We start from the raw sequence: 11,982 nt of genomic DNA on the forward strand, positions 1-11,982 counted from the left end.
ATGGTGCCACGCTGACCTGTCTAGAAGTTTCCTGGTCACCAAGGAGGTAAGACGACTTGTGAATGAGTCGACATTTACTCCCGGGGGTGGTCAACCAGGAATGCCTGCACGGGACCAGGAGCCCGCGGGGTTCGCGGCTGTCGGCTCCGTCGCCGTGCGCACCTTCGCAGCCCACCAGAGTCAGCAGGCGACTCACACAGCACACCAGAAGATGGATGGCCATCACGTGAACGCCATGGCCGGCGACGGAAGTGGCGCGCCCCACAACCACTTCGCCGACTACGACGAACTGCCCGAGGGGCACTTCTACGACCCCGACGCGGAGTACGAGCCCGACCCCGAGTACGCGGCCACTCTCGCGCCCGACGCGGCCAGACAGCGCCGGGAGCGCATCGGCCCGACCGGACGCCCGCTGCCGTACTTCCCGATCCCGGGCCCGCTGACCGACCACGGACCCGCGAAGATCATCGCGATGTGCAACCAGAAGGGCGGCGTAGGCAAGACCACGTCGACCATCAACCTGGGTGCCGCGCTCGCGGAGTACGGACGCCGTGTCCTGCTCGTGGACTTCGACCCGCAGGGCGCGCTGTCGGTCGGACTCGGCGTCAACCCGATGGAACTCGACCTCACCGTCTACAACCTGCTCATGGAGCGGGGGATGGCGGCCGACGAGGTGCTGCTGAAGACGGCGGTCCCCAACATGGACCTGCTGCCCAGCAACATCGACCTGTCGGCGGCCGAGGTCCAGCTGGTCTCCGAGGTCGCCCGCGAGTCGACCCTGCAACGCGCCCTGAAGCCGCTGCTGGACGACTACGACTTCATCGTCATCGACTGCCAGCCCTCGCTCGGCCTGCTCACGGTCAACGCGCTGACGGCCGCGCACAAGGTGATCGTGCCGCTGGAGTGCGAGTTCTTCGCGCTGCGCGGTGTGGCCCTGCTGACCGAGACCATCGAGAAGGTCCAGGAGCGGCTCAACCCCGACCTGGAGCTCGACGGGATCCTCGCCACGATGTACGACTCGCGCACGGTGCACAGCCGTGAGGTGCTCGCGCGTGTCGTCGAGGCGTTCGACGACCACGTCTACCACACGGTCATCGGGCGCACGGTCCGTTTCCCGGAGACCACGGTCGCCGGTGAGCCGATCACCACGTACGCCTCCAACTCCGTCGGTGCCGCCGCCTACCGCCAGCTCGCCAGGGAGGTGCTCGCCCGGTGTCACGCCGAGTGAGTCTGCCGGGGGCCGACGAACTCTTCCGTACGACAGGGGGGATGGCGCTTCAGTCGTCCACACCCAGGCGCCAGGCCAACGGCGAAGCCCGGGTGCCCGCTCCGGCGGGGGAGGGAGACGCGGCGGCGGCAGGCGGCACGGAGGACGTGCCGCAGTCGGTGCCCGCGCAGGGCGGTGACGGCGAGGGCGCGGAGCATGTCGCGGCGGACTCGGAGTCGGCCGAGGCCGGGGAGTCCCGCAGCCGCTCCGGCTCCGCCCGGCGGCAGGCGGCGCAGGAAGGTTCTGCCGCGGGCGCGGCCGGTGCCGCCGCGGCGGCACCGCGCAAGCGCGGGCGGGCCGCCGCACGCCGTCCCAGCGGCCGTGAGCGGCACGACGAGAAGATCACGGTGTACGTGTCGGCCGAGGAGCTCATGGACCTGGAGCACGCCCGCCTCGTGCTCCGCGGCGAGCACGGCCTGGCCGTCGACCGCGGCCGTATCGTCCGCGAGGCGGTCGCCGTGGTCCTCGCCGACCTGGAGACCCGCGGGGACGCCAGCATCCTCGTACGACGGCTGCGCGGGCGGTAGCGGTAGCCTGCGGGGGCCATGACCTCGAACGCTTCCCCACCGCCCGTCGGCGGCCCGTCCGGCCGCCGGCGCGCGTTGGGGCGTGGGCCGGGGGCTCCGCGGGTGGCTCCGCCGGTTGAGCCGACGGACGTGGTCGAGCCCGGTGAGCCGCCTGCGGATACCGCCGAGCCGGGCGCGCCCGAGACTGCTGGGTCTGACGTGACCTCCAGGGAGACCGAGGTTGCCGGGTCGGGCGGCTGTTCCGAGGAGACCGGGGCTGCCGGGGCGGGCGTCAGGTCCGCGGAGGCGGCGGTCGGCGGGCATGCGGTCGTTGTCGAGGAGCCGCCCGGCGGTGTGGAGCGACAGGTCCCTGTCGAGCGGGTGGCTCCGCCGGTTGAGCCGACGGACGTGGTCGGGCCCGGGGAGACCGGGGTTGCCGGGGCAGCCAGCGGGCATGCGGTCGTTGTCGAGGAGCTGCCCGGCGGTGGTCAGCGACAGGTCCCTGTCGAGCCGCGGGCGGCGGGCGTAAGGCCCCGACCGGAGCGTGCGGCCGGGCCTGCTGGTCCCGGGGCGGGCCGTGAGGGCGTTTCCCCAGAGGGGGACGACGCGTCCGGGCCCGGGCCGGAGGCCGGTCATCCGGCGGCGGGGCGTGAGCATCCCGCCCCCGGGCCGGTGGTTGCGGCCAAGACCGCCGCCCCGGCCGCCGAGTCCGTCGAGACCGGGTCCCGGCGCGAGGCGCTCGCTTCCGCCCCTGGGGCCGCTGCCGACGCCGAGGTCGCCGTTCCGGAGCCGGAAGCCGGGGCTGTTCCTCCGCAGCCCCTGGCCGAGGCCGGGGCGGTCCCCGGAGCGCTGGCCCCGCAGGGCCGGAGCGAGTCGGGGGGCACCGCCTCGGCCGGAGGTGCCGGCGGCGACGACGGGGTCTTCAAGGTCCGGCTCGCCAACTTCGAGGGGCCCTTCGATCTGCTGCTCCAGCTGATCTCCCGGCACAAGCTGGACGTCACCGAGGTCGCGCTGTCGAAGGTGACCGACGAGTTCATGGCGTACATCCGGGCGATGGGGCCGGACTGGGACCTGGACGAGACGACCGAGTTCCTCGTCGTCGCGGCCACGCTGCTCGATCTGAAGGCGGCACGGCTGCTGCCCGCCGCCGAGGTGGAGGACGAGGCCGACCTCGCGCTGCTCGAAGCCCGGGACCTGCTGTTCGCCCGGCTGCTCCAGTACCGCGCGTACAAGCAGATCGCCGACATCTTCAGCGGGCGGCTCGACGACGAGGCCCGGCGCTATCCGCGTACCGTCGGGCTCGAACCCCACCATGCCGAGCTGCTGCCCGAGGTGGTCATCAGCATCGGGGCGGAAGGGTTCGCCAAGCTCGCCGTGAAGGCGATGCAGCCCAAGCCCAAGCCGCAGGTGTACGTCGACCACATCCACGCCCCGCTGGTCAGCGTGCAGGAGCAGGCCGGGATCGTCGTCGCGCGGCTCCGGGAACTCGGCGAGGCCGGCTTCCGGGAGCTCGTGGCGGACACCGACGACACACTGACCGTCGTGGCCCGGTTCCTGGCGCTGCTGGAGCTGTACCGCGAGAAGGCCGTCGCGCTGGAGCAGGAGACCGCGCTCGGTGAACTGCTCGTGCGGTGGACCGGCGGGGACGGGGACGAGACACCGACCGTCACCGACGAGTTCGACCGGCCGCCCGAGCCGCCGAAGGAGGAGAAGAAGGCATGAGCCATCAAGCCACCGAGGTCCCGTCCGGGCTGCGTGCCGTCGCCGGCCTCGATCTCAAGCCCGCCCTGGAGGCCGTCCTCATGGTCGTGGACGAGCCCGCGACCGAGGAGCACCTCGCGAAGATACTGGAGCGGCCGAAGCGACAGATCGCGGACGCGCTGCGCGAGCTGGCCGACGAGTACACCGTCCAGGGCCGCGGCTTCGAACTGCGGTTCGTGGCGAACGGCTGGCGCTTCTACACCCGCGCCGCGTACGCGCCCGCCGTCGAGCGTTTCGTGCTGGACGGCCAGCAGGCCCGCCTCACCCAGGCCGCCCTGGAGACCCTGGCCGTCGTCGCCTACCGGCAGCCGGTCAGCCGCAGCCGGGTCTCCGCCGTACGCGGAGTCAACTGCGACGGCGTCATGCGCACCCTCCTCCAGCGCGGTCTGATCGAGGAGGCGGGCACGGAACCCGAAACAGGTGCGATCCTGTACACGACGACGAACTACTTTCTGGAGCGGATGGGCCTGCGCGGTCTGGACGAGCTCCCGGAACTCGCGCCCTTCCTCCCGGAGGCGGAGGCGATCGAGGCCGAGACCCAGGAAGGCGTACCGTCGTTCGACCCGGACGCGCCTGATGACGACGTGCCGGGTCGCCGCCCGGTCACCCCGGGTACCGACGACGAAGACGACCAGACGGAACTTTGATGCGAAGCAGCGGCAGCGGCAAGAGCGGCGGGCGCGGTAACCACCGCGGCGCCGGCAACGACAGGGACCAGAAGCAGGGGCAGGGCCGCCCCCGCAAGCCCCGCCCGGAGGAGCGCCGCTACGACGTGGGCCCCGGAGCGACCAAGGACGGCCCCAAGGCCGGGCGCGGCGGCGCCGCGCGCGGCGGAGCCAAGGGCGGGCCCAAGCAGCCCCAGAAGGGCGGTCGTACGGCCCCGGCACGCCCCCGTGAGTACGAGGCGAAGATCGAGGAGCGCAACCGCGACCGGTACGCCGAGAAGAAGGACGTCAAGCTCCCGAAGACCTTCCCGGGCGCTGAGCAGGAGGGCGAGCGCATCCAGAAGGTGCTCGCCCGCGCGGGCTTCGGCTCCCGGCGCGCCTGCGAGGAGCTGATCGACGAGGCCCGCGTCGAGGTCAACGGCGAGATCGTGCTGGAGCAGGGGCGGCGGGTCGACCCGGAGAAGGACGAGATCAAGGTCGACGGCCTGACCGTCGCCACGCAGAGCTACCAGTTCTTCGCGCTGAACAAGCCCGCCGGGGTCGTCTCCACCATGGAGGACCCGGAGGGGCGGCAGTGCCTCGGTGACTACGTCACCAACCGCGAGACCCGGCTCTTCCACGTCGGCCGGCTCGACACCGAGACCGAGGGTGTCATCCTGCTCACCAACCACGGCGAGCTGGCCCACCGGCTGACCCACCCCCGGTACGGCGTGAAGAAGACCTACCTCGCGCACATCGTCGGCCCGATCCCGCGCGACTTGGGCAAGCAGCTCAAGGACGGCATCCAGCTGGAGGACGGCTACGCCCGCGCGGACCACTTCCGGGTCGTCCAGCAGACCGGCAAGAACTACCTCGTCGAGGTCACCCTGCACGAGGGCCGCAAGCACATCGTGCGCCGGATGCTCGCGGAGGCCGGTTACCCGGTCGACAAGCTGGTGCGCACCGCCTTCGGCCCGATCAACCTCGGCGACCAGAAGTCCGGCTGGCTGCGGCGGCTGTCCAACACGGAGGTCGGCATGCTGATGCAGGAAGTCGATCTCTAGGCTTGAGCGGACAGCCCGGATGCCGTGAGTTCCCCGTGTCCTTCCGGGCGCGGGGACGGAAGGACTTCTGACATGACCACGCTCGTCGACAAGCAAGCCGCCACCGGAGCACTGACCGGCCTCGCCCTGGGGGACGCGCTGGGGTATCGGACCGAGTTCAGCGACGTGCCGACGATCGTCGCCAGGTTCGGCCCGTGGCGGGGGCTGGACCTGCCGACACCGGCGCTCGTCACCGACGACACCCAGATGACGCTGGCGCTCGGGCGGGGCATCCGGACGGCGATGGACCGGGGCGTACTCGAGCCCGAGGGGATGGCCGCCGCCGTACGGCGGGAGTTCATCGCCTGGAACCGCTCTCCGGAGAACAACCGCGCTCCCGGCAACACGTGTCTGCGGGCCTGTGCCCTGCTGGAGCACGCGGACCATCCCTGGCAGGACGCCAGTCAGATCCACTCCAAGGGCTGTGGCGCCAACATGCGGGTCGCGCCCCTGGGGTTGGTCCCCGGCCTGAGCGACGAACAGCGCGCGGGTGCCGCCCAGTTGCAGTCCGCCCTCACCCACGGACACCCCACCGCGCTCGCCGCGTCCGACCTCACCGCGCACGCCGTACGGCTGCTCGCGCAGGGCGCCGAGCCGGCCGGGCTGGTCGGTCTGCTCCGCTCGTACGCGTTGGAGAACCGCGGCCACTACCACGAGCGCTGGCTCGGCGACCTGTGGCGCCGGGCCCAGGACCCGACGCCCGAGCAGTTCATCGCGCGCGGCTGGGACGAGTGCCTGGCGATCCTCGACCGGCTCCAGCACGCCGTGGGCACCGTCTCGCCCGAGGACGACCCGTGCCTGGCCACCGGCCAGGGCTGGATCGCCGAGGAGGCCCTGGCGACCGGGCTGCTGTGCTTCCTGCTCTTCGCCGAGGAGCCGCTCACGGCCCTGCGCCGCGCCGCCTGCACCGTCGGCGACTCGGACTCCATCGCCTGCCTGGCCGGCGCCTTCGCCGGTGCGTACCTGGGCGCCGAGGTCTGGCCGGGCGAGTGGGCCGACCGCATCGAGTACCGCAGCGACCTGCTGACCCTCGGGGCGCTCTGGGACGCCTGACCAGGCACTCGGACCGAGGGCCGGGCCCTCGACGTGCGCCGGCGGCTTGTCGAAGCGCCATTCGGTGTCGCTCACGTCAGGCGAACCGAGTTTCCCTCCACGGTGATCTTCTCGGCGGGCAACGGCCGCGTCGCCGGGCCGTGGGCCACCGAGCCGTCGGCGATGCGGAACCTGCTGCCGTGACAGACGCAGTTGATGGTGCCGTCGGCGACGGACGCCACCGTGCAGCGCTGGTGGGTGCAGATCGCCGAGAAGGCCTTGAACCGGCCCTGCTCCGGCTGGGTCACCACGACTTCTTCGTCCTTGAAGATCTTTCCGCCGCCGACGGGGATCTCGTCCGTGGAGGCCAGCTCCTGACCGGCCGTCCTCCGACCGGCCGTCTCCTCGCCGGTGGGTGAGCTCGTCGGCGCGGAGCCGTTGTCGTCGCCGCCCCCGCCGCAGGCCGCGACGAACGCCACCGCGCCCGCCGCGCCCGTCGCGAGGAGAACCGCGCGGCGTGTGGTCTCGTAGGTCATGTCGTCACTCCGAAGATGCCAAAGAGGGATAAATCGGAAGTCTCTGCATCTTGGCACCGAAAATACCCAAGGGGCCGCAATGCCGGTGTCTCATCGGATGGGCGCCGCGCACCCCGGCCGCGCGGGCTGACTAGGCTTGACACGCAGAGCGACACGCAGCGATACGCACGTCAGCAAGGAGCAACGCCGTGGCGGTACGAGCGGTCCGGGGCGCCGTCCAACTCGAACGGGACGAGGCCGGGCACATGGACGAGCAGGTCGGAGCCCTGCTCACGGCCATCCTGGAGCGCAACGACCTCACCGCCGAGGACCTGATCAGCATCTGGTTCACGGCCACGCCCGACCTGCACAGCGACTTCCCGGCGGCCGCCGCCCGCAAGCTCGGCATCGTCGACGTCCCGCTGATCTGCGCCCAGGAACTGGACATCGAGGGCGCCATGCCGCGCGTCGTCCGTGTCCTCGCACACATCGAGTCGGACCGGCCCCGCGCCGAGATCGCCCACGTCTACCTCGGCGCCGCGGGCGCCCTGCGCAAGGACATCGCCCAGTGAGGACCGCACTCGTCATCGGAACCGGGCTGATCGGCACGTCCGCCGCCCTGGCACTGTCCCAGCGGGGCGTCACCGTGCACCTCGCCGACCACGACCCCGAGCAGGCCCGTACGGCGGCCGCGCTCGGCGCCGGCACGGACGAGGCGCCGGGCGGGCCCGTCGACCTCGCGATCGTCGCGGCCCCGCCCGCACACGTGGCCGACGTACTCGCCGACGCCATGCGCCGCGGTGCGGCGCGCGGCTACCTCGACGTCGCCAGCGTCAAGGGCGGGCCGCGCCGGGAGCTGGAGGCACGCGGCCTCGACCTGACGGCGTACCTCGGCACGCACCCCATGTCCGGCCGGGAGAAGTCCGGCCCGCTCGCCGCCACCGGCGACCTCTTCGAGGGCCGCCCCTGGGTGCTGACCCCGACCCGGGACACCGACACCGAGGTGCTGAACCTCGCCCTGGAGCTGGTCTCGCACTGCCGTGCCGTGCCGGTCGTGATGGACGCCGACGCCCACGACCGTGCCGTCGCCCTCGTCTCCCACATGCCCCACCTGGTCTCCAGCCTGGTCGCCGCGCGCCTGGAGCACGCCGAGGAGGCCGCCGTACGGCTGTGCGGGCAGGGCATCCGGGACGTGACCCGGATCGCCGCCTCCGATCCCGGGATGTGGATCGACATCCTCTCCGCGAACCCCGGGCCGGTCGCCGACCTGCTCACGGACGTCGCCGCCGACCTGGAGGAGACCGTGCGGGCCCTGCGCGCCCTCCAGTCCGCCGACGACGACAAGCGCCGTGACGGCACCACCGGCATCGAGGACATCCTGCGGCGCGGCAACGCCGGGCAGATCCGCGTCCCCGGCAAGCACGGGTCCGCCCCGCGGGCCTACGAGGTCGTGGCCGTGCTCATCGACGACCAGCCGGGACAGCTCGCCCGGATCTTCGCGGACGCGGGCAGGGCCGGCGTCAACATCGAGGACGTGCGCATCGAGCACGCGACCGGGCAGCAGGCCGGTCTGGTGCAGCTGATGGTGGAGCCGAAGGCGGCACCCGTGCTGAGTGCCGCGCTGCGGGACCGTGGCTGGGCGATCCGGCAGTAGTGCATGCTGGATGTGGCTGAGCGACGCGCGGCCGGACGAGTGACCCGCACCCAGTAACCTTGTGCGGGGCAGTCGCGCCCTCACCCCCGCCAGCCCGGTTCAGGAAGGTCCCCACAGTGGAAAGCGCCACGCCAGTGATTGTCGCCATCGACGGCCCCGCCGGCACGGGCAAGTCGAGCACCTCGAAGGCCGTGGCGGCACAGCTCGGGCTGAGCTACCTGGACACCGGCGCCCAGTACCGGGCGATCACCTGGTGGATGGTGACCAACGGCATCGACATCGACGACCCCGCCGCCATCGCCGCAGCGGCCGGCAAGCCGGAGATCGTCTCCGGCACCGACCCGCAGGGCCCCACCATCACCGTCGACGGCGTCGACGTGGCCGGCCCGATCCGCACCCAGGAGGTCTCCTCCAAGGTCAGCGCCGTCAGCGCGGTGCCCGAGGTACGCGCCCGGATCACCGAGCTCCAGCGCTCGATCGCGGCCTCCGCGGCGAACGGCATCGTGGTCGAGGGCCGCGACATCGGCACGACCGTGCTGCCGGACGCCCACCTGAAGATCTTCCTCACCGCCTCGCCGGAGGCGCGTGCCGCCCGCCGCAGCGGTGAGCTGAAGGGCGCCGACGTGCACTCCACCCGCGAGGCCCTGATCAAGCGGGACGCGGCCGACTCCAGCCGCAAGACCTCGCCGCTCGCCAAGGCCGACGACGCGGTCGAGGTGGACACCACCGAGCTCACGCTGGCCCAGGTCATCGAGTGCGTCGTCACCCTCGTCGAGGAGAAGCGGGCCGGGAAGTGACCGACCAGCTGCCTTCCCTGCGGGGCGCCGACGTCGGGCGGCGCATCGGCGTCGGCCTGATGTACGGGCTGTGGAAGCCGCGCGTGCTCGGCGCCTGGCGGGTGCCCACGACCGGACCGGTGATCCTCGCCGTCAACCACTCCCACGTCATCGACGGCCCGATGGTCATGGGCGTGGCGCCCCGGCCGACGCACTTCCTGATCAAGAAGGAGGCGTTCGTCGGACCGCTCGACCCGTTCCTCACCGGCATCGGCCAGGTGAAGGTGGACCGCGACACCACCGACCGCACGGCGATCACCCGGGCGCTCGGCGTGCTGGAGAACGGCGGCGTGCTCGGCATCTTCCCGGAGGGCACCCGGGGCGAGGGCGACTTCGCCTCGCTGCGCGCCGGGCTCGCGTACTTCGCGGTGCGCAGCGGCGCCCCGATCGTGCCGGTCGCCGTGCTGGGAAGTTCCGACAAGCGGGGACGGTTGATAAAGGAGCTGCCTCCGCTGCGGTCCCGTGTCGACGTCGTCTTCGGGGAGCCCTTCGAGGCGGGCGACGGCAGCGGGCGCCGCACGCGCACGGCGCTGGACGCGGCGACCGGGCGCATCCAGAAGCAGCTCGCCGCCCACCTGGAAAACGCCAGGCGCTTCACCGGGCGCTAGACAACACTGAGTAGTGGATCAGCCCGTGAGACAGCGGGTACTCCACCGACCACCACGATGAACGACGAGGTACGGACTTCATGAACGACCAGACCCAGCCCGACGGCTCGGACGCGTACGAAGGCGCGCCCGAGCACGACCACGGGGCGCTCGGCGACGCCGAGTACGCGGAGTTCATGGAGCTCGCCGTGGAGGAGGGCTTCGACCTCGAGGACGTCGAGGGCGCGATCGAGGCGGCCGGGCACGGCCCGCTGCCCGTCCTCGCCGTGGTCGGCCGCCCCAATGTCGGCAAGTCGACCCTGGTGAACCGCATCATCGGCCGCCGCGAGGCCGTCGTCGAGGACAAGCCCGGTGTCACCCGCGACCGTGTGACCTACGAGGCCGAGTGGGCGGGCCGCCGCTTCAAGGTCGTGGACACCGGCGGCTGGGAGCAGGACGTCCTCGGCATCGACGCCTCCGTGGCCGCCCAGGCCGAGTACGCGATCGACGCGGCCGACGCGGTGGTCTTCGTCGTCGACGCCAAGGTCGGCGCCACCGACACCGACGAGGCCGTCGTCCGGCTGCTGCGCAAGGCCGGCAAGCCGGTCGTGCTGTGCGCCAACAAGGTGGACGGCCCGAGCGGCGAGGCCGACGCGGCCTACCTGTGGTCGCTGGGCCTGGGAGAGCCCTACCCGGTCTCGGCGCTGCACGGCCGGGGCACCGGCGACATGCTCGACCAGGTCCTGGAGGTGCTGCCGGAGGCGCCGCGCGAGACGTTCGGCGGGGGCGGCATCGGCGGCCCGCGCCGCATCGCCCTGATCGGCCGCCCGAACGTGGGCAAGTCCTCGCTGCTGAACAAGGTGGCGGGCGAGGAGCGCGTCGTCGTCAACGAGCAGGCGGGTACCACTCGTGACCCGGTCGACGAGCTGATCGAACTCGGCGGCGTCACCTGGAAGTTCGTCGACACGGCGGGCATCCGCAAGCGCGTCCACCTCCAGCAGGGCGCCGACTACTACGCCTCGCTGCGCACCGCCGCCGCCGTCGAGAAGGCGGAGGTCGCGGTCATCCTCATCGACGCCTCCGAGTCCATCTCGGTCCAGGACCAGCGGATCGTCACCATGGCCGTCGAGGCGGGCCGTGCGATCGTCCTCGCCTTCAACAAGTGGGACACCCTCGACGAGGAGCGCCGCTACTACCTGGAGCGGGAGATCGAGACCGAGCTGGGCCAGGTGGCGTGGGCCCCGCGCGTCAACGTCTCGGCGCGCACCGGCCGCCACATGGAGAAGCTGGTCCCGGCGATCGAGACGGCCCTGGCGGGCTGGGAGACACGGGTACCGACCGGCAGGCTGAACGCGTTCCTCGGCGAGCTGGTCGCCGCCCATCCGCACCCGGTCCGGGGCGGCAAGCAGCCGCGCATCCTGTTCGGCACGCAAGCGGGCACCAAGCCGCCGCGGTTCGTGCTGTTCGCCTCCGGCTTCATCGAGGCGGGCTACCGGCGCTTCATCGAGCGCCGCCTGCGCGAGGAGTTCGGCTTCGACGGGACGCCGATCCACATCTCGGTGCGGGTGCGCGAGAAGCGCGGCGCGAAGAGGAAGTAGCAGCAAGCAGCGGAAGGGCGGCCCCCAGCCGGGGCCGCCCTTCCGCTGTACGGTGTTCGCTTCAGACGCCGCTCCGCCGACCCGGCGGCAGTGCGGCCGGCACGTGGTGCATCCCCGTGCCGTGCGAGCCGACGGCCCCGACGCGCTGCCACTGCGGCTGCTGTCCGGCGGCATGGCGGGCGCTCTGGGCACCCGCGCTGTAGGCACTGTACGAGCTGCTGTGCGAACTGACGTACGAGCCCGTACTGTGCGGGATGTTCCCGAAGGCGGTGAAGCCGAGTTTCTCCTCGCCGCTGCGGTCGCCGGGAAGTGCGCGGAAGGACTTGACGTACTCGGCGTAGAGCGCGTCGTAGATCGGCGTGGCCGATGGGCCGCCCTGGGAGTCCTGAGCCGAGCGTGCGGAGGGGATCGACGAGTAGGACTGGCGGCGGGGAACGTCGTATGCGTGCACGTATGTCCAAACGACCCCGCGGGTCAAG

General features: G+C 72.0%; 13 protein-coding genes. 11 read left to right on the forward strand and 2 right to left on the reverse strand.

The window, feature by feature from the left end:
• Positions 1-100: 100 nt before the first annotated feature.
• From AOQ53_RS11085 to AOQ53_RS11110, 6 genes are all read left to right on the forward strand, one after another.
• The gene (locus AOQ53_RS11085; RefSeq protein ID WP_063888884.1) at positions 101-1,228 is read left to right on the forward strand and encodes a ParA family protein; all 1,128 of its coding nucleotides are present in this window, start codon (positions 101-103) and stop codon (positions 1,226-1,228) included.
• Positions 1,213-1,794 carry a hypothetical protein gene (locus AOQ53_RS11090; RefSeq protein ID WP_078945260.1) on the forward strand — a complete coding sequence of 194 codons (582 nt, stop codon included), beginning with the start codon at positions 1,213-1,215 and terminating at the stop codon, positions 1,792-1,794. The genes AOQ53_RS11085 and AOQ53_RS11090 overlap by 16 nt, the downstream gene beginning before the upstream one ends.
• Before the next feature lie 651 nt (positions 1,795-2,445).
• Positions 2,446-3,495 (forward strand): segregation and condensation protein A, encoded by a 1,050-nt coding sequence (locus tag AOQ53_RS11095; protein ID WP_059416838.1) that lies wholly within the window; start codon positions 2,446-2,448, stop codon positions 3,493-3,495.
• A complete protein-coding gene (gene scpB, locus AOQ53_RS11100; protein ID WP_059416839.1) occupies positions 3,492-4,181 on the forward strand; it encodes an SMC-Scp complex subunit ScpB in 690 nt (229 codons plus the stop codon). Before AOQ53_RS11095 ends, scpB begins: the two co-directional genes overlap by 4 nt.
• Positions 4,181-5,242 (forward strand): pseudouridine synthase, encoded by a 1,062-nt coding sequence (locus AOQ53_RS11105; RefSeq protein WP_059416840.1) that lies wholly within the window; start codon positions 4,181-4,183, stop codon positions 5,240-5,242. Before scpB ends, AOQ53_RS11105 begins: the two co-directional genes overlap by 1 nt.
• A 72-nt stretch (positions 5,243-5,314) precedes the next feature.
• Entirely contained in the window at positions 5,315-6,334 is a 1,020-nt protein-coding gene (locus AOQ53_RS11110) for an ADP-ribosylglycohydrolase family protein (RefSeq protein WP_059416841.1), read from the forward strand.
• A gap of 71 nt (positions 6,335-6,405) precedes the next feature.
• Here AOQ53_RS11110 and AOQ53_RS11115 read toward each other — a convergent pair whose 3' ends face one another.
• Entirely contained in the window at positions 6,406-6,849 is a 444-nt protein-coding gene (locus AOQ53_RS11115) for a Rieske (2Fe-2S) protein (RefSeq protein WP_059416842.1), read from the reverse strand.
• Between the two features lie 188 nt (positions 6,850-7,037).
• On the opposite strand from AOQ53_RS11115, the gene aroH reads away from it, so the two are divergent.
• The 5 genes from aroH to der all read left to right on the forward strand — a co-directional run bounded on the left by aroH (position 7,038) and on the right by der (position 11,503).
• Positions 7,038-7,400 (forward strand): chorismate mutase, encoded by a 363-nt coding sequence (aroH, locus tag AOQ53_RS11120; protein ID WP_059416843.1) that lies wholly within the window; start codon positions 7,038-7,040, stop codon positions 7,398-7,400.
• On the forward strand, positions 7,397-8,482 hold the full coding sequence (locus AOQ53_RS11125; RefSeq protein ID WP_059416844.1) for a prephenate dehydrogenase: 1,086 nt from the start codon (positions 7,397-7,399) through the stop codon (positions 8,480-8,482). The genes aroH and AOQ53_RS11125 overlap by 4 nt, the downstream gene beginning before the upstream one ends.
• 116 nt (positions 8,483-8,598) lie before the next feature.
• Positions 8,599-9,279 (forward strand): (d)CMP kinase, encoded by a 681-nt coding sequence (gene cmk / locus AOQ53_RS11130; protein ID WP_059416845.1) that lies wholly within the window; start codon positions 8,599-8,601, stop codon positions 9,277-9,279.
• Positions 9,276-9,926 (forward strand): lysophospholipid acyltransferase family protein, encoded by a 651-nt coding sequence (locus AOQ53_RS11135; RefSeq protein ID WP_059416846.1) that lies wholly within the window; start codon positions 9,276-9,278, stop codon positions 9,924-9,926. Before cmk ends, AOQ53_RS11135 begins: the two co-directional genes overlap by 4 nt.
• Before the next feature lie 80 nt (positions 9,927-10,006).
• On the forward strand, positions 10,007-11,503 hold the full coding sequence (gene der / locus AOQ53_RS11140) for a ribosome biogenesis GTPase Der (RefSeq protein WP_059416847.1): 1,497 nt from the start codon (positions 10,007-10,009) through the stop codon (positions 11,501-11,503).
• 61 nt (positions 11,504-11,564) lie between these two features.
• Here der and AOQ53_RS11145 read toward each other — a convergent pair whose 3' ends face one another.
• Positions 11,565-11,954: a hypothetical protein gene (locus tag AOQ53_RS11145; protein WP_059416848.1), complete on the reverse strand. Its 390-nt coding sequence runs from the start codon at positions 11,952-11,954 to the stop codon at positions 11,565-11,567.
• Between the last annotated feature and the right edge of the window lie 28 nt (positions 11,955-11,982).

Origin of the sequence: Streptomyces azureus, from assembly GCF_001270025.1 — a bacterium.
Taxonomy (GTDB): Bacteria; Actinomycetota; Actinomycetes; order Streptomycetales; family Streptomycetaceae; genus Streptomyces; species Streptomyces azureus.